This window comes from Cytobacillus dafuensis (assembly GCF_007995155.1).
GTDB classification, from domain to species: Bacteria; Bacillota; Bacilli; order Bacillales; family Cytobacillaceae; genus Cytobacillus; species Cytobacillus dafuensis.
Genome location: NZ_CP042593.1, coordinates 3630456 through 3648960, shown reverse-complemented (window position 1 = coordinate 3648960; position 18505 = coordinate 3630456). Strand labels below are relative to the sequence as shown.

Sequence of the window (18505 nt, the reverse complement as noted above, 5' to 3'; positions counted from 1 at the left end):
GTATGACGAAATTTCGTTCACGGCTCCTTTTTGCACTAATCACTTTAATATCTGCAGTTTTAATCGGATTAGGTCTACTATTAGGGCAGCTTTTCAAAAGTTATTATTTAAATGCCTTTGATCAGCGATTAATTAAAGAAATCGAAATCGTATCAAGTTTTGTTGAAGAAGAAGGCGGTATACGATCTTTTAAAAATGAAACGATAGATAATTTTAGTAGGATGCTTGATGCTCGTGTAACAGTTGTAGATATTTCAGGAGCCATTATTTATGATAGTGGAAAGTTAAAAGAACCTAGCTATGAGGAACACCAAAACAATATTAATGATATGATCAAGAAAAAAGGTAAAAATCATTATTTAATTGAAGACATCACCGGCGATGATTTGCATTACTATTGGAAGCCAGTGTTTCAAGCTGGTAAAATCGAGGGCTATATTTTTCTTAGTTCAAAAATGACTGAAATTAATAATGCATATAAACAAATATGGTGGTTGTTAACGATTAGCCTAGGTTTTTCATTTGTTGTCATCCTTTTATTAGGTTCAAGGATTACAGCACGTTATACTAAGCCAATTGAGTCAGCAACAAATGCTGCAATTGAACTTGCAAAGGGAAATTATCGAGCCCGAACATATGAGGATCATATTGATGAGACTGGAATGCTAAGTGCTTCAATTAATGTCTTAGCAAGGAACCTGCAGGATATGAGAAAATCCCAGGAAATGCACCAAGACAGGCTGGCAGCCCTTATCGAAAACATGGGCAGCGGATTGATATTAATTGACAGCAAAGGTTACATCAACATGGTGAATCGTGCTTATAAAGAAATATTTATTTCAAATTCTGATGAATTTATAAATAAGCTATATTATGAGGTGATTCAACATCGAGAAATCAGCTCATTAATAGAAGAGATTTTTATGACAGAGGAAAAGATAAAAAAGCAAATGATCATTCCTTTAAGAAGTAGGAAACGGTATTTTGAGGTATATGGGGCGCCGATTATTGGAACGAATGATGTATGGAAGGGAGTCCTTCTAGTCTTCCATGATATCTCGGATCTGAAGAAGCTTGAACAAATGAGAAAGGATTTTGTAGCGAATGTTTCTCATGAATTAAAAACTCCGATTACTTCAATTAAAGGATTTTCAGAAACGCTATTAGATGGTGCCATGGAAGACAAACAAGCATTAGAAGCATTTATAAAAATCATTCTGCAAGAGAGTGACAGATTGCAGTCGCTCATTCATGATTTGTTGGATCTCTCAAAAATCGAACAACATAGTTTCAGTCTCAATATTCAGACATTCAATATTACAGACACACTAGATGCAGTAATTGCCATTGTAAATCAAAAAGCTGTAGAAAAGGAAATACAGATTACCTTTGATCAAGGGCATAAACCAATGCACATTGAGGGAGATGCAAATCGACTAAAACAGATTTTTATTAATTTAGTTTCGAATGCTATTTCTTATACTCCAAATGGAGGAAGTGTTTCACTTTCATTATCAGAAACAGAAAAAAATATTTTTGTAGAAGTAAAAGACACTGGGATCGGAATAGAAAAAGAAGAAATAAATAGGATATTTGAGCGATTCTATAGAGTGGATAAAGCACGAAGCCGTAATTCTGGAGGAACAGGGCTAGGGCTTGCTATAGTAAAACATATAGTAGAGGCGCATAAAGGAAAAATTCATGTTGTAAGTGAGGTTGGTAAAGGGACAAGATTCTTAGTAGAATTGAATAAAAAATTTCCGATTAGCTAATGAATGGATGAAGTGGGAAAAGGGTGGCTTTTACATGATCTTAACAATTTGTAAACTTCCTCTTAATATATGGTTGCTACAATTATAAGTGAAATACCCTTTCATCCTAAAAATGAAAAAAGACGAAAGCATACCCCGCTTTCGTCTTTTTTCGTTATATAATTGAAACCTTTTTTAGAATAAATCGTATTAAATGTTATAAAAAGTAAAAGGAAGGGGAGAGAAAATGGTTAGCTTAAAGAAAATATATACAATAACTGGACTTGTACTTTTAATTATTATTTTAGGTATTACAGCATTTACTACATGGTATACAGTTGATGAATCTGACCAAGCTGTTATTTTAACTTTTGGAAAGGTTGAGGAAGGCATAACAGAGCCTGGTCTCCATTTTAAATTACCATGGCCAATTCAAACTGTTGAAAAGGTTTCCAAAGAAACATTCAGTCTGCAATTTGGCTATGAAGGAAAAGCTGAAAAAATGAAGGACTTTCCCGAAGAAACAAAAATGATCACAGGCGATGAATACATAGTTCTAGCAGATCTAGTTGTGCAATGGAAAATCACAGATCCTGAAAAATATTTATATAATGCGCAAAATCCAAAAGAAATTCTTTATGATGCAACATCTGCTTCATTAAGAAGCATTATTGGAAATTCATCAATTGATGACGCCTTAACATCTGGAAAAGCAGATATTGAAGCAGATGTTAGAGATTTATTATCATCGCTAGTTAAGAATTATGACATTGGAATTTCTATCCTAGCAGTAAAGCTTCAAGATGTTGAACTTCCAAATGAAGAAGTCCGTAAAGCCTTTACAGATGTAACCGATGCACGTGAAACAGCGAATACGAAAAAGAATGAAGCAGATAAATATGTCAATCAACGAATGAATGAAGTGAAGGGTGAAGAGGCTGCCATTAAATTAAAGGCAGAAGGAGAGAAAGCAGCCCGCTTAGAAAAAGCACGTGGTGATGTTGCGGTTTTTAACAAGCTGTATGAAGAATATCGCAAAAATCCTGATATTACAAAAGAGCGCCTTGTTCTAGAAACACTTGAGCAAGTTCTGCCAAGTGCACAAATTTATATCATGAATGATGATGGGAACACCATGAAGTACTTCCCAATTCGTCCACTTGAAAAAGAGCTTCCAAAAGAAAATGAACTTCCACAAGAAAAAGAGGAAGGAAGTGAAAAGAAATAATGTCTGATCAAAATGTAGTGAATATAAATGAACATGGCCAAAATAATTTTGAGTGGAGAAAATATATAAAAGTGGGAATATTTTTTGTAATCCTACTCGTGTTGCTCGGGCTGATTTTTAGTAATCTTTTTGTTGTGAAAGAGGGAGAATTTAAAGTAGTTCGCCAGTTTGGTGAAGTTGTTAAAATTATAGATGAACCTGGTCTTAATTATAAAATTCCGTTTGTGCAAAGCGTATCAACACTTCCAAAACATCAATTAACGTATGATGTATCAGAAGCAGAGATTAATACTAAAGATAAAAAGCGGATGATTATTGATAATTATGCTGTCTGGCGAATTGAAGATCCAAAGAAAATGATCGCTAATGCTAGGACGTTAGAGGGTGCAGAATCAAGAATGGAAGAGTTCATTTATTCTGTCACTCGTGCAGAACTTGGTCGTTTAAATTATGCTGATATTATTAACGATGGTAAATCATCACGCGGTTCATTAAATGACCAAATCACTGAAAAGGTAAATGAACTATTAGAAAAAGATAATTATGGGATAGTTGTGACGGATGTTCGTATTAAACGAACAGATTTGCCAGCTGAGAATGAGCAATCTGTGTACACTAGAATGATTTCTGAGCGCCAATCGACAGCTCAAGAATATTTATCAAAAGGGGATGCAGAGAAAAATAAAATAATCGCTAACACGGATAAGCAGGTTAGGGAAATATTAGCAAAAGCTCAAGCAGATGCTGAAACGATTCGTGCTGAAGGTGAAGCAGGAGCAGCAAAAATTTATAATGAAGCTTTTTCAAAGGATCCGAACTTCTATTCTTTATACAGAACTCTTGAATCATATAAAAAGACAATTAACGGCGAAACGGTCATTGTATTGCCGTCTGATTCTCCATATGCCCGCTTGCTAATGGGTTATACTGAATAATTTAAAACCGTTATTTTTCTTTCTTTGTTTGCTCATGGTAGAATGAAGAAAGGAAATAACGGTTTTTTGATGGAGGGATTTATTTGAAAAAATTAGTCTTAATTGATGGTAACAGCATTGCTTATCGCGCATTTTTTGCTCTGCCATTGCTGAATAATGATAAAGGAATACATACAAATGCTGTCTATGGATTTACAATGATGCTATCAAAAATACTTGAGGATGAAAAACCTACTCATATCCTTGTAGCGTTTGATGCGGGAAAAACTACATTTCGCCATAAGACTTTTAGTGAATATAAGGGTGGAAGACAAAAAACACCTCCTGAATTATCAGAACAATTTCCGTTTATTCGAGAACTTTTAGACGCTTATAGGATTTCACGGTATGAGCTTGAGAATTATGAAGCGGATGATATTATAGGAACTCTGTCACTTCAAGCTGAAAAAGATGGTTATGAGGTAAAGGTTATATCAGGAGACAAAGACTTAACCCAATTAAGCTCAAGTTTGACAACGGTTGCGATCACCCGCAAAGGAATTACGGATATTGAGGAATATACACCTTCTTATATTCAAGAAAAATATGGAATCACTCCAGAACGAATTATTGATATGAAGGGATTAATGGGGGATAGCTCTGATAATATTCCTGGTGTGCCCGGTGTAGGTGAAAAGACAGCCTTAAAATTACTCAAGGAATTTGGAACTCTTGAGTCTCTTCTTGATTCTGTCGAGCATGTTAGCGGGAAAAAGCTAAAGGAAAAACTAGAAGAATTTAAGGACCAGGCTTTAATGAGTAAAGAACTGGCAACGATTACGAGAGAAGCTCCCGTTGATATACAAATTAGTGAAATCGAATACGAAGGATTCGACAAAGAAAAAGTCGTTAGCATATATAAAGAGCTTGGATTTAATTCCTTATTAGACAAGCTTGGTGACGAAACAGCTGGTACAGACGAAGTAAATCTAGAAGAAATTGATTTTACCATTGTAAAAGAATTAACAGAGGAAATTTTTTCTGATGAAAATGCTTTTTATGTAGAGATATTGGAAGATAATTACCACTATGCTGATATCCTTGGTTTTTCCATTACGAATGATAAAGGCAATTTCTATATTTCAACAGAGACAGCACTTTCTTCGCCTATTTTTAAACAATGGGCAGAGGATGAGAGCAAGAAAAAATTTGTTTATGATGCTAAGAGATCAGAGGTCTCACTACGACACCATGGAATTCATTTAGCTGGAATAAGCTTTGATTTGCTTATCGCTTCTTACCTGATCGATCCATCTGAAACGATTGAAGATGTCGCATCTGCTGTAAAAAAACATGGCTATACATCTGTTCAATCAAATGAAGCATTTTATGGAAAGGGAGCAAAAAGAAAGGTGCCAGAAGAAGAGTTGCTTGCAGAGCATCTTTCTAGAAAAGCAGATGCCCTTATGTCTTTAAAGGATAAGTTGGACAATGAACTTCAGGAAAATCAGCAAGCAGAGTTATTCTATGATTTGGAATTGCCTTTATCACTAATTTTGGCTGACATGGAGTCTTCAGGGATTAAGATGGATCTCGACCGTTTAAAGAAAATGGGAGAGGAAATACAAGGAAAGCTTGTAGATATTGAAGCAAGGATTCATGAATTAGCAGGGGAAAAATTTAATATCAATTCACCAAAACAACTAGGTGTTATTTTATTTGAAAAGTTAGGGCTTCCTGTATTTAAGAAGACAAAAACTGGCTATTCCACGTCTGCAGATGTTCTTGAAAAGCTTGAACAGGATCATGAAATTATCAAGGAAATACTTCATTACAGACAGTTAGGAAAGCTTCAATCTACCTATATAGAAGGATTACTTAAAATCGCAAATAAAGAAAATGAAAAAGTTCATACGAGATTTAATCAGGCCCTTACCCAAACAGGCAGACTAAGCTCAACAGATCCGAACCTTCAAAACATCCCAATTAGGCTTGAAGAAGGAAGAAAGATTAGACAAGCTTTTATTCCATCTAATAAGGATTGGGTTATTTTTGCAGCAGATTATTCTCAGATTGAATTAAGGGTGCTAGCCCACATTGCAGAAGATGAAAAGTTAATTGATGCATTTAAAAAGGACATGGATATTCATACAAAAACAGCTATGGAAGTGTTCCATGTAAGTGAAGAGGAAGTTACTTCTAATATGCGTCGCCATGCCAAGGCTGTAAATTTTGGAATTGTGTATGGAATTAGTGATTACGGTCTGTCTCAAAGCCTTGGTATTTCGCGCAAAGAAGCAGGAAATTTCATTGACCGTTATTTAGAAAGTTATCCAGGCGTGAAACAATATATGGAAGAGATCGTAATAGATGCGAAACAAAAAGGCTTTGTATCTACTTTGCTTAACCGTAGAAGGTATCTCCCTGAGATTACTAGCAGAAATTTCAATCTTCGCAGCTTTGCAGAACGTACTGCAATGAATACACCTATTCAAGGAAGTGCGGCAGATATTATTAAAAAAGCAATGATTGATATGGCTGCTCGTCTAAAAAATGAAAACTTGAAAACAAAGCTACTTCTTCAAGTTCATGATGAATTAATATTTGAAGCGCCGAAAGAAGAAATTGAAGTGCTGAAGAAAATAGTACCCGAGGTAATGGAAAATGCGGTTGAATTAAAAGTCCCGCTTAAAGTTGATTTCTCATACGGACCAACGTGGTTTGATGCAAAATAGAAAAGTAGAAGCACATATTTTTTTAATATCAATGAACGGGGGGGTTCGATGCCAGAAATGCCAGAGGTGGAAACGATCCGCCGAACATTACATGAATTAATCCTCAATAAAAAAATTGAGAGCGTTTCAGTTTTTTGGCCCAAAATTATTAAGCATCCAGAAGAGGTTGCTCAATTTAAAGATGCCTTAGTCGGTCAGACTTTTATTAATACAGGGCGTAGAGGTAAATATCTTATTCTTTATTCAGATGATTTTGCCCTTGTTTCCCATCTAAGAATGGAGGGGAAATACGGACTTTTTAAGAATACAGATGAGACTGATAAGCATACCCATGTTATTTTTCACTTTACAGATGGTACAGAGCTTCGCTATAAGGATGTTAGAAAATTTGGGACAATGCATCTTTATTTAAAAGGGCAAGAATATGACTGCCTTCCATTGTCGCAATTAGGCCCGGAACCTCTTTCCGATGCATTTACGAAAGAAATCTTAGCTGTAAAGCTTTCGAAGTCGAAGAGACATTTAAAGACAGCCCTCCTTGATCAGAAGATTGTAGTTGGTTTAGGAAATATTTATGTTGATGAAGCACTTTTCCGAGCAAGAATACATCCTGAAAGACGGGCAGATAGCTTGTCTGATTTAGAATTGACAAGGTTGTATAAAGAGATTATTTCTACATTAGCAGAGGCTGTTCAAAAAGGAGGAAGTACGATTCGTTCGTATGTGAACTCTCAAGGCCAAATCGGGATGTTTCAACTAGAGCTTTTTGTCTACGGAAGAAATGGGGAAAATTGCAAAGTGTGTGACAGTGAGCTTGAAAGAATTGTTGTTGGTGGCCGAGGCACAGTCTTCTGTCCTTCATGCCAAAAAAAGTAAATTTCTCAAAGTATAGACGCTGATCAAGGCGCATCCGCATTTCGTTGTCTAGCTTCAGCGCCTAGCACCGACGTACAAGACGTATTAGTGTCGACAATGCGACAGGACATCTCGTTTTTGTCGACCTCTAGGTCATAAGCCAATCCGTCACAAAGGTTAAAGAACAACCTTTATGCCGGCTCGTCTTATGCTTGTCGGACTTGCACAGGATGTGCTGACGTCGACGTTTGCCACAGGACGTGGCAGTTTTTAGTTGACGTTCCTCTTCAAGGCGCATCCGCATTTCGTATAACATTGGATAGGCTTCTCCCATATACTATCTTATTGATTGACAGGGAGGAGTTCTATCTAAATGATGCAAATAATGTCACTTCTAATACTAGCATTTGCTGTAAGTATTGACAGCTTTAGTGTTGGATTAACATATGGCTTAAGAAAAATGCGTATCCCATTTAAATCAATTGGAATAATTGCGTGTTGCTCAGCAATCACATTAATGATTGCAATGACGATCGGCCATATTACCATTCAATTTTTATCACCTGCATTTGAAGAAAGTATAGGGGGAATTATTCTAATATGTCTTGGAGCATGGGTACTTTTTCAATTTTTTCGACCTGAAAAAACAAGGGATGTTCTTCCGCATGAAAAAACGATCGTTAATTTTGAAATAAAATCATTAGGATTAGTCATTAATATCTTAAAAAAACCAATGTCAGCAGATTTTGATAAATCGGGAACGATAACAGGAATTGAAGCTTTAATGCTGGGGCTTGCACTATCGCTTGATGCATTCGGTGCTGGAGTTGGAGCAGCACTGCTTGGCTATTCTCCATACTTTTTAGCACTATCTGTTGCGATTATGAGTTCAATGTTTGTTTACTTTGGTTTAAAAGTAGGATCAGTTTTCTCTAATAGCGGTTGGATTCAAAGGTTCTCATTTGTTCCTGGACTTCTATTAATAGTAATTGGTATTTGGAAAATTTAACTTCCAGAAAGGACTTGTCTATGTCCATTATTGTTGGCTTAACAGGTGGAATTGCAAGCGGGAAAAGTACCGTTTCCTCCTTACTAATTGAAAAAGGTATTACTGTTATTGATGCAGATTTAGAGGCTCGTTTAGCTGTTGAAAAAGGTGAAGAAGCATATGAAGAAATCATTGCACACTTTGGCGATCAAATTCTGCTTGAAGACAGATCTATTGATCGAGGTAAACTGGGATCAATCATATTCCATAATGAAAGTCAGCGTCTAAAGCTAAATAATATTGTCCATCCTGCAGTGAGAAAAAGAATGTTAGGCAAGAGGGATCAGGCTGTTGCAAGTGGTGAAAAATTGGTTATTTTAGATATTCCGCTCTTGTTTGAAAGTAAGCTAACCTATATGGTTGATAAAACGATATTAGTTTTTGTGGACGAATACACTCAAATGGAGCGTTTAATGAAGCGTAATCAGCTTTCGAAGGAGGAAGCACTCGCGAGAATTAACTCACAAATGCTGTTAAAGGATAAGATCCAGTTAGCAGATGCAGTTATTGATAATAACGGAACAATCAAAGAAACCGAACAGCAATTAATGGAGATATTAAATAAATGGAATGCATTGAAAAAGGGCCTATAAAGGGCTCTTTTTCAATGTGATTTTAAATAATATACATTAATAAGGTTAATAATATGTCTGAATTATAAAACATTAAAAATCCATATTTTAATCATTACAAATGTCCATTAATATGTTATACTAATTGCATCGGATAACAATAAAAGTATAACACTTATGCGGAAGGAGCCGTAAAATGAAGGCGAAAATTGCAATTAACGGTTTTGGAAGAATTGGACGAATGGTATTTAGAAAGGCCATTCTTGATGATAAACTTGATGTGGTTGCCATTAATGCAAGCTACCCTGCTGAAACTTTGGCACACTTAATAAAATATGATACAAATCATGGACGATTTGAAGCAGAGGTTGTTCCTGAAGATGGAGCGATTGTTGTAAATGGAAAGCGTGTTCAATTATTGAGCAACCGTAATCCTCAGGAGCTTCCTTGGAAAGAATTAAATATTGATATTGTGATTGAAGCAACTGGTAAATTCAACTCTCGTGATAAAGCAGCTCTTCATTTAGAAGCTGGTGCGAAAAAGGTTATCCTTACTGCACCTGGAAAGAATGAAGATGTAACGATTGTTATGGGAGTGAATGAAAACGCATTAAATATCCAGGAACATGATATCATTTCAAATGCATCTTGTACGACTAACTGCTTAGCACCTGTAGCTAAAGTTTTAGATGAGCAGTTTGGGATTGAGAATGGATTAATGACGACAGTTCATGCTTATACAAATGACCAAAATAATATTGATAACCCACATAAGGATTTGCGTCGTGCTCGTGCATGTGCTCAATCCATTATTCCAACTTCAACAGGGGCTGCGAAAGCATTAACATTAGTACTTCCTCATTTAAAAGGAAAGCTACATGGGATGGCTTTACGTGTACCTACGCCAAATGTGTCCCTTGTTGATTTAGTTGTAGATTTAAAATCTGATGTAACGATTGAACAGATTAACGAGGCATTTGAACAAGCTTCTAAAGGTGCATTACATGGCGTTTTAGATATTACTGATGAGCCTTTAGTTTCAATTGACTTCAATACAAATGAGCATTCAGCTATTATCGATGGATTATCAACAATGGTAATAGGATCAAATAAAGTAAAGGTTTTAGCTTGGTATGATAATGAGTGGGGCTACTCTTGCCGTGTTGTTGACCTAACAAAATATGTAGCACAGGAGCTTCATAAATCTACTGCGGTAAATGTAGGTTAATTAGAAATACCTAGACAAGCTTATGATGGCCTGCCAGTTAATTAATGGCAGGCCTTATTGTGTTATTCTGCATTTCTATATAGTTTTTTGATTTATTTTTAGCCTTATACAGCAGGACTCACTCGAGTCCTTTCACAATTTTTAAGAAATCATATTGCAAAAAGAAATTAAACAAAGTATACTAGTCCTCGTGAACTTCTTTAATTTTGTTTATAGTAGCTACTTAAAGGGTTAGGACCTCTTTGGACTAACTTTCCCCCGTGGTAGTTATCTGGAAATTAAGAATTTCATTATTATTCTTAAAGGGGGAAATTTGAATATGGAAACGATGGGTCGTCACGTAATCTCAGAACTATGGGGATGCGATTTTGAAAAGTTAAATGATATGAATTTTATTGAGCGTACTTTTGTGGATGCTGCTTTAAAGTCTGGAGCTGAAGTTCGAGAGGTTGCTTTCCATAAATTTGCACCTCAAGGTGTAAGTGGAGTTGTCATTATCTCGGAGTCACATTTAACTATTCACAGCTTTCCTGAGCATGGTTATGCCAGCATTGATGTATATACGTGTGGTGATCTTGACCCTAGCATTGCTGCAAATTTTATTGCAGAAGCGTTAGGTGCAGAAACGTGTGAGAATATTGAAATTCCACGAGGTATGGGTCCAGTTCAAGTTAAACAAGCAAATGCTTTATAATTTGACAAAGAGTAAAAATTCAGAGGTGTATCGATACACCTCTTTTTATTTTGTTATCAATTAAAAATAGCACAAGGTGCTAGACATATCTCAAATTCGAGAAAAGTAATACTTAATCTTAAAAAAACAAATCGTCTGACTTTATCGCAGATTAACGGGCTGTAAGACCCCCACTTCAAGAAGTTGAGTTAAGAATAAATTTCTAAGTGGGGGATCAACAGCCCGTAAAAGCCGGACGACGGACAGGATGTCCTAGTCAGGCGAAAGCCACAGGACGTGGCGTTTTGAGCGTGATTGGTTCAACTAACAATCAGTGGGGGATGAAGGAAAACCCCCACTGATTGAAGTTTCATTTTATCCTCTAATTTAACACCACTAGTCAATTCTTCAAAAAAGCTGTGAATTGTTTTCCTTTAAGTATTGGGCTTTTTTCAATTAAATAGTACAATAAAGGTATCTCAATTTTTGATCGAATAGAATCCGGAGCTGATTGAATGAAATGTCCATCATGTCAAAATAATAACACACGTGTTCTAGATTCCCGTCCGGTTGATGAGTATAGGTCTATTCGCCGAAGAAGGGAATGTGAGGCGTGTGGATATCGTTTCACGACTTTTGAAAAAGTCGAGGAAATTCCACTTATTGTTGTAAAGAAAGAGGGAACAAGAGAGGAATTCAGCCGTGAAAAGATTTTGCGTGGTCTTATTAAAGCATGTGAAAAACGTCCTGTTGCACTAAAAGAGCTAGAAGAAATCACTTATAGTGTTGAGAAAGAACTGCGCAGCAATGGTGTTTCTGAAATTCAAAGTGAATCTGTTGGTGAAATGGTTATGGATAGACTTGTGAAAATCGACGATGTTGCCTATGTGCGATTTGCATCTGTGTATAGACAGTTTAAAGATATAAATGTTTTTATAGAAGAATTAAAGGAATTAATGAAGAAAGAAAAGGAATAATGAGCAAGGCGCTTACGCTTTTCTTAGCTAATAGGAAAGTTTAAGTTTATTTACGTACTAAAATATAGTGTGTTTTCAATTAAATATCCGCTAAGAAGATCGCATAAGAAAAACTAAGGCATTCGCCAAAAAGAACTTGGCGAATGCCAAGTTTATCTAATGAGCTGAAGAATTTCTTTAGCTCTTTTTTGGTGGCATAAGTATTTTTTACATGAAAGGTTGATGACAATGGCTCAGCATTGGCAGGAAATGCTTCCGATTGACAGATATGCAGTAGCCGCTAGAGGACTTCTGCATGAATATGACCGGAAAGTGCTGACCTTTTTGTACCAGCCTTTAATCGGTTCTACTTGCTTTAGCTTGTATATGACTCTATGGTCTGAGCTGGAAGAAAATAGATTATGGTCTAATTCCAACACCCATCATAGCCTAATGAACTTTATGGACTTAGGCTTAAGTGAAATTTACAAAGCGCGCATAAAGCTTGAGGGGATTGGCCTACTTAAGGTATATGAAAAAAAGGATAATAATTCAAGGTCATTTATTTATGAACTTATTCCTCCATTAACACCGGAGCAATTTTTTTTAGATGGCATGTTAAATATATATTTGTATAGAAAAATAGGCAAAAATCAGTATGCGAGGCTGAAGCGCTTTTTTTCTGAAGACAGTTTGCAATCTAAAGACGACTATTCTGAGGTGACTAAATCATTTCAAGATGTCTATATGACCACTCATATAGATTCAATTTCTTATGATGTAGAAACAGAACAAGCGATGAAGGCTGCAAACGGAAACAGTTTTATTGGTAGGGAGGAAAACGATCCCATTCAAATAAGTCAAGACACATTTAATTTTGAACTTCTTGAAGCAGGATTGAATGAATCTCTCATTCCGAAGAAAGCTTTGACTAATAAAGTGAGGAATGCAATTAGCAATCTTGCATTTTTATATGGATTAGATGCTATTCAAATGAAAAATATCGTCATTAGTGCCATTATGGAGGATGACGAAATTAATATTGAAGAATTGAGAAAATCAGCTCGTGATTGGTATCAATTTCAACATAATGACCAGCTCCCATCTCTTGTCGACCGCATACAGCCAGTTACACATCGAATTCAAAAGAAGGAGCCGTTATCGAGAGAGGAAGAATTGTTGCATGCTCTAGAGATTACTTCCCCTAGACAGGTTCTTAAGGATATTTCAGGAGGGGCTGAGCCATCTAAAGCAGATCTTCAAATTATTGAAGATGTTATGTTTCACCAAAAGCTTTTACCAGGAGTCGTTAATGTTCTTATCCAATATGTTATGCTTAAATCAGATATGAAATTAACAAAGGGATATGTGGAAAAAATAGCTAGCCATTGGGCAAGGAAGAAAATTAAAACAGCGAAAGAGGCAATCGATTTAGCAAAAAATGAGCATAAACAGTACATGGAATGGGCTGAAGGGAAGAAGAAAAGAACGAAAACGGCAGGAAACAAGAAGGTGATCCGAACAGAAATGCTTCCTGATTGGTTTGAAGAAATCGATAACCCTGCCCCAGAGCGTAAAAATAAATATAATGAACAAGAACTTGAATTGAAAGAGAAAGAATTAAATGAAATATTAAAAAGATTACAAACGTGAAAGGAGGGTAAGTAATGGAAAGAATAAATGATACATTAAAAAGATTGGCTGGCAACGAGGACTTCCAGAAGAGGTATGAACAGCAGCGAAGACAAACATTAAACCATCCAGATGTGAAGGCCTTCTTAAAGAGCCATGAGGACCAATTAACAGACAGCATGATTGAGAGAAGTTTGGTCAAACTGTATGAGTATTGCAATCTGAGCAAAGAGTGTAATAAATGTCCTAGTCTCGACGGCTGTGTAAATTTTATGAAGGGATATCATCCTAAACTTGTCATTCAAAGAGGAAGTATTGATATTCATTATGATACATGCCCTCGGAAAGTCGTAGAAGATGAAAAACGTAAAAATGAAAAACTAATTCAAAGCTTGTATGTTCCTAGAGATATAATTGAGGCTTCTTTTGCTTCAATTTACAAGGATGCCGAACGAATTGATGCAGTTAAAAAAGCAGCATCGTTTAGTATGAACTATACACCAGGTTCTAGGCAAAAGGGGTTGTTTTTTCACGGGAAATTTGGTGTAGGCAAATCGTATTTATTAGGGGCAATAGCTAATGAACTCGCAAAAAAGAAAGTATCTTCAATGATCGTTTATGTTCCTGAATTATTTAGAGAACTGAAAAGCTCGATAGCAGATTCAACACTGAATGAAAAGATTGAAAGAATCAAAAAAGCTCCAGTCTTAATGTTTGATGATATCGGCGCCGAGACCATGTCAAGCTGGACAAGGGATGAGGTGCTAGGTCCTATTCTTCAATTCCGTATGCAAGAAAGTCTCCCTACATTCTTTACGTCTAATTTTGATTTTCAGGAGCTTGAGCATCATTTAACATATAGCCAGCGCGGTGAGGAAGAAAAAATGAAGGCGAAACGGATAATGGAAAGAATGAAGTATTTAGCTGAACCCGTTTTAGTTGAAGGTCAAAATAGAAGGGTATAAAAATAGTTAATACAAACATGAAGTAAAGCAAAGGTCTTAGTTGAACCTTTGCTTTATTTTTTTCTAATATCCTCTAAATCGATACAAGTACTTTCAGATGCTTAAGTCTATTTTGTCCAACTCCCCCATATACATTTATAACAGGAATCTTGTTAACAGGGGGGATTTGGTTGATCGAAATCACTTTCCAGAAGAAAGAAGATGCAATGAATATGTTTGAATATTTACATTTTTATCTTGCCTCTTCTACACTAGCTAATAAAAATATTCTTCAAATTGAAGATCAACATATAGTACGAATAGATATTAATCCGAAAATGAAAAATCATTTGAACATAATAAAAGATGTTTTTTATAAGTTTATAAAAAAAAGCAAACAAGACGTTTGGTTTCGCAGAATTCTGTCAGAGCATTATTATTATAAAGATGAAGAAGAACAGCAGCAAATACTTGAAATTATTCACTCTTTGTTAGAAGGAAACAGGGAAGAGTTAACGGCATTTTTAAGTGAAATTGATATGGAACGAGATTTAAAAACAGCGATAAACGATCTTTTTGATGAAAATATTTCCTTTTCTTTTGATTCCTTTGTGAAATTCAGAATGCGCCCTTTAATGATCCAGATGGCTAAATATGTAGAAATATCAATTGATGAATATAAAATGGAACAGGAATACCAAATATTCATTCAAACATTACGAGATTTTTTGGCTAGACAAAAGGAGAAGCTCTGGTCTATTCATTTACTAATTGATGATGGAATTCACTTTTTTGATGAGAATTTTTTTGAGATTAAGCGAGCAGATCTCAAACGAATGATCGATCGGAAACTTCTGTTTAATCATCCGGTATACGTTGATTCTGTTACGATTGCTCCGCTGCTTTCGATTGCACCAGCAGTTATTTATTTATATTCAGAGGATATTGAACAGCCGCTAATTAGAACAATCCATAATATTTTCGAAGAAAGACTGATTCTTGGATCAATAGATGAATTTTATAAAAATAAAAGAGAGCTTTCATTTATTGCAGATGAAAAAATATAAAGCCCCCTTGATTTTCCTGAAATAACAATCTATAATACGTACATAATATGAAAAGCAGTTTTTCGTAATATGCATAAGTTATGATGAGGACAATGGTATTCTTTTTACGGTTTATAGAGAGGGAAGGCTCGGCTGAAAACTTCCTAACACGATTAGAATACTTACCACCTTTGAACTCCAGTTTTGAATCTTGATTGAAGATAACTGTATCCTTCTCAGTAAAACCTTCCTCTTGACGAAAGAGAAGCAAGAAGGTCAAGGAAGCAAGGGAGAGAGGACCGGAGCGTATCGAATACGTGAGGATCCGCCCGAGTGCAGCTGACGAAGAGATTCGCCGCTTATCATTCGTCAAGTAGTATGAGCTGGCGGCTCAAAAAGCCGTTATTTTCTACAAGTCATTTTCCTTATTGGAAAATGTGAAGTAGGGTGGAACCACGTGTTAATAACAACTCGTCCCTTTTTAGGGACGGGTTTTTTTATTTTTATAGAGGAGGAAAAAGTGATGTCAGAAGTTATTAAAGTGTCGTTTCCAGATGGTGCTGTAAAGGAGTTTCCTAAAGGAACGACAACAGAAGAGATTGCCGCTTCAATTAGCCCTGGTTTGAAGAAGAAGGCAATTGCAGGAAAAGTAAACGGTCAAATGTATGATCTTCGCCGTCCAATTGAAGAAGATGGAGCTGTCGAAATTATTACACAGGACAGTGCAGAAGCATTAGAGGTTCTGCGTCATAGCTCTGCTCACTTAATGGCTCAAGCAATTAAGCGTTTATACAAAAATGTTAAGCTTGGTGTCGGTCCTGTTATTGAAGGCGGTTTTTACTATGATATTGATCTTGAGGAATCCTTAACACCAGAAGATCTTCCGCTTATTGAAAAAGAAATGAAAAAAATCATTAACGAAAATATTAATATTGTTCGTAAGGAAGTTAGCCGTGATGAGGCGATTCAGCTTTTTAAGGAAATTGGCGATGAATATAAACTTGAGCTCATCGAAGCCATTCCTGCTGATGAAACAGTAACAATTTATGAGCAAGGGGAATTTTTTGACCTTTGCCGAGGTGTTCACGTCCCATCAACAGGCAAACTGAAAGAAATAAAATTATTAAGCATTGCGGGTGCATACTGGCGCGGAAACAGTGATAATAAAATGCTTCAACGCATTTATGGAACAGCCTTCTTCAAAAAAGAAGATTTGGCCGAGCATTTACGCTTGCTTGAGGAAGCAAAAGAGCGTGATCACCGAAAGATTGGAAAAGAATTGAACTTATTCATGAACTCCCAAAAGGTAGGTCAAGGCTTGCCAATGTGGCTTCCAAAAGGAGCAACGATTCGCCGTATTGTTGAGCGCTATATTGTTGATAAGGAAGAACGTTTAGGCTATAACCATGTCTATACACCAGTAATGGGAAGTGTTGATCTTTATAAAACTTCCGGCCACTGGGATCACTATCAAGATGATATGTTCCCTGTCATGGACATGGACAATGAGCAGCTTGTTCTTCGTCCAATGAACTGTCCTCACCATATGATGATTTACAAGCATGGCATTCATAGTTATCGTGAACTTCCAATTCGAATTGCAGAATTAGGAACAATGCATCGCTACGAAATGTCAGGTGCCTTATCCGGTCTACAGCGTGTACGTGGAATGACATTGAATGATGCACATATTTTCGTTCGCCCAGACCAAATCAAAGAAGAGTTTATACGTGTTGTTCAATTGGTTCTTGAGGTTTATAAGGACTTTAATATTGACGACTATTCTTTCCGTCTGTCTTATCGTGATCCACAGGATACAGAGAAATATTTCAACGATGATCAAATGTGGGAAAAAGCACAATCAATGTTAAAAGAAGCGATGGATGAGATTGGACTAGACTATTTTGAGGCTGAAGGAGAAGCTGCCTTCTATGGTCCGAAATTAGATGTCCAAGTAAAAACCGCTTTAGGTAAAGAAGAGACGCTTTCAACTGTTCAATTAGACTTCCTTCTACCTGAACGCTTTGATTTATCGTATGTAGGGGAAGATGGAAAGCCACATCGACCAGTTGTTATCCACCGTGGTGTTGTTTCAACAATGGAACGCTTTGTAGCCTTCTTAATTGAAGAGTATAAGGGGGCATTCCCGACTTGGCTTGCTCCGGTTCAAGTTCAAGTGATTCCTGTTTCACCAGATGTACATTATGACTATGCGAAGCAAGTTCAGGAACAGCTTCAAGCGGAGGGCTTCCGAGTTGAACTAGATGATCGTAACGAAAAAATCGGCTATAAAATCCGTGAAGCCCAAATGCAAAAAATACCATATATGCTCGTAGTTGGTGATAATGAAGTGGCTGAAAAAGCTGTCAATGTCCGTAAATATGGAGAGCAAAAATCCGAAACGATTTCCTTTGCAGACTTTACTGCAGCATTGAAAGAAGAAGTAAAACGCTAATGAATGGGAGAGGCTTTTGCCTCTCTTTTCTATTTTGAGCGTAAAGTAGTAAACATGGACAAAAAGTTGGAAGTTCACTAAAATAAACAAACTACAACATAATTATCTCGGGAGTATCACTATAATTAATTTTTAAATCTCAAAAATGTATTGCATGATTTCTATTCTTTTGTTACAATTTTCTTCGTTGTGATAAAAAAGACCGTTTGACATGATATAACCTTTGTGATATAGTATCTAAGGTAATTGAATACAGTTTGAGGAAAAGAAGAAGCACCCGCTTCTCACCTGATTGACGCAATGAGCAGTTGGCAGGTTTTACGTGAACATTTTTTGTTTATTTTGTCCGTAAAGTGTGGGTGTTAGCATCCACACTTTTTTTATTGGTTTAATACAAACTGCTTTTATTAGCAGAAATGTTATGTATACTTGCGATTTATTATTTTGTCTGGTGTAGTTGGCTTCTTT

At 36.2% G+C, this 18505-nt stretch carries 14 protein-coding genes and 1 other annotated feature; all 14 genes read left to right on the top strand.

Annotation, left to right across the window (positions count from 1 at the left end):
- Positions 1-2: 2 nt before the first annotated feature.
- Entirely contained in the window at positions 3-1772 is a 1770-nt protein-coding gene (gene pnpS, locus FSZ17_RS17420; protein ID WP_057771962.1) for a two-component system histidine kinase PnpS, read from the top strand.
- A gap of 226 nt (positions 1773-1998) precedes the next feature.
- Positions 1999-2979: an FtsH protease activity modulator HflK gene (gene hflK / locus FSZ17_RS17415; protein WP_057771960.1), complete on the top strand. Its 981-nt coding sequence runs from the start codon at positions 1999-2001 to the stop codon at positions 2977-2979.
- Entirely contained in the window at positions 2979-3914 is a 936-nt protein-coding gene (gene hflC / locus FSZ17_RS17410; protein ID WP_057771959.1) for a protease modulator HflC, read from the top strand. The genes hflK and hflC overlap by 1 nt, the downstream gene beginning before the upstream one ends.
- 77 nt (positions 3915-3991) lie before the next feature.
- Positions 3992-6628, top strand: coding sequence for a DNA polymerase I (polA, locus tag FSZ17_RS17405; RefSeq protein WP_057771957.1), 2637 nt, complete (start codon positions 3992-3994; stop codon positions 6626-6628).
- 48 nt (positions 6629-6676) lie between these two features.
- Positions 6677-7504 carry a DNA-formamidopyrimidine glycosylase gene (gene mutM / locus FSZ17_RS17400; protein ID WP_057771955.1) on the top strand — a complete coding sequence of 276 codons (828 nt, stop codon included), beginning with the start codon at positions 6677-6679 and terminating at the stop codon, positions 7502-7504.
- A gap of 352 nt (positions 7505-7856) precedes the next feature.
- Positions 7857-8492 carry a sporulation membrane protein YtaF gene (gene ytaF / locus FSZ17_RS17395; RefSeq protein ID WP_057771952.1) on the top strand — a complete coding sequence of 212 codons (636 nt, stop codon included), beginning with the start codon at positions 7857-7859 and terminating at the stop codon, positions 8490-8492.
- Positions 8493-8512: 20 nt separating this feature from the next.
- Positions 8513-9124, top strand: coding sequence for a dephospho-CoA kinase (coaE, locus tag FSZ17_RS17390; RefSeq protein WP_057771951.1), 612 nt, complete (start codon positions 8513-8515; stop codon positions 9122-9124).
- Between the two features lie 175 nt (positions 9125-9299).
- Positions 9300-10331: a glyceraldehyde-3-phosphate dehydrogenase gene (locus FSZ17_RS17385; protein ID WP_057771949.1), complete on the top strand. Its 1032-nt coding sequence runs from the start codon at positions 9300-9302 to the stop codon at positions 10329-10331.
- Between the two features lie 319 nt (positions 10332-10650).
- Positions 10651-11025 (top strand): adenosylmethionine decarboxylase, encoded by a 375-nt coding sequence (gene speD / locus FSZ17_RS17380; protein WP_057771947.1) that lies wholly within the window; start codon positions 10651-10653, stop codon positions 11023-11025.
- 494 nt (positions 11026-11519) lie between these two features.
- On the top strand, positions 11520-11981 hold the full coding sequence (gene nrdR, locus FSZ17_RS17375; protein WP_057771944.1) for a transcriptional regulator NrdR: 462 nt from the start codon (positions 11520-11522) through the stop codon (positions 11979-11981).
- Positions 11982-12209: 228 nt separating this feature from the next.
- Positions 12210-13613, top strand: coding sequence for a replication initiation and membrane attachment family protein (locus FSZ17_RS17370; protein WP_057771942.1), 1404 nt, complete (start codon positions 12210-12212; stop codon positions 13611-13613).
- A 14-nt stretch (positions 13614-13627) separates the two neighbouring features.
- A complete protein-coding gene (dnaI, locus tag FSZ17_RS17365) occupies positions 13628-14557 on the top strand; it encodes a primosomal protein DnaI (protein ID WP_057771939.1) in 930 nt (309 codons plus the stop codon).
- A 170-nt stretch (positions 14558-14727) separates the two neighbouring features.
- Positions 14728-15603 (top strand): putative sporulation protein YtxC, encoded by an 876-nt coding sequence (locus FSZ17_RS17360; protein ID WP_057771937.1) that lies wholly within the window; start codon positions 14728-14730, stop codon positions 15601-15603.
- A gap of 502 nt (positions 15604-16105) precedes the next feature.
- On the top strand, positions 16106-18037 hold the full coding sequence (gene thrS, locus FSZ17_RS17355; protein WP_057771935.1) for a threonine--tRNA ligase: 1932 nt from the start codon (positions 16106-16108) through the stop codon (positions 18035-18037).
- 259 nt (positions 18038-18296) lie between these two features.
- Positions 18297-18424: a sequence feature (ribosomal protein L20 leader region), on the top strand.
- The last annotated feature ends 81 nt before the right edge of the window (positions 18425-18505 follow it).

Bases quoted from the DNA above. Each gene is read 5' to 3' on its own strand.
- thrS (WP_057771935.1), top strand. From the start codon at position 16,106: ATGTCAGAAGTTATTAAAGTGTCGTTTCCAGATGGTGCTGTAAAGGAG.
- FSZ17_RS17385 (WP_057771949.1), top strand. From the start codon at position 9,300: ATGAAGGCGAAAATTGCAATTAACGGTTTTGGAAGAATTGGACGAATG.
- hflC (WP_057771959.1), top strand. From the start codon at position 2,979: ATGTCTGATCAAAATGTAGTGAATATAAATGAACATGGCCAAAATAAT.
- pnpS (WP_057771962.1), top strand. From the start codon at position 3: ATGACGAAATTTCGTTCACGGCTCCTTTTTGCACTAATCACTTTAATA.
- nrdR (WP_057771944.1), top strand. From the start codon at position 11,520: ATGAAATGTCCATCATGTCAAAATAATAACACACGTGTTCTAGATTCC.
- dnaI (WP_057771939.1), top strand. From the start codon at position 13,628: ATGGAAAGAATAAATGATACATTAAAAAGATTGGCTGGCAACGAGGAC.
- ytaF (WP_057771952.1), top strand. From the start codon at position 7,857: ATGATGCAAATAATGTCACTTCTAATACTAGCATTTGCTGTAAGTATT.
- mutM (WP_057771955.1), top strand. From the start codon at position 6,677: ATGCCAGAAATGCCAGAGGTGGAAACGATCCGCCGAACATTACATGAA.
- coaE (WP_057771951.1), top strand. From the start codon at position 8,513: ATGTCCATTATTGTTGGCTTAACAGGTGGAATTGCAAGCGGGAAAAGT.
- FSZ17_RS17370 (WP_057771942.1), top strand. From the start codon at position 12,210: ATGGCTCAGCATTGGCAGGAAATGCTTCCGATTGACAGATATGCAGTA.
- hflK (WP_057771960.1), top strand. From the start codon at position 1,999: ATGGTTAGCTTAAAGAAAATATATACAATAACTGGACTTGTACTTTTA.
- speD (WP_057771947.1), top strand. From the start codon at position 10,651: ATGGAAACGATGGGTCGTCACGTAATCTCAGAACTATGGGGATGCGAT.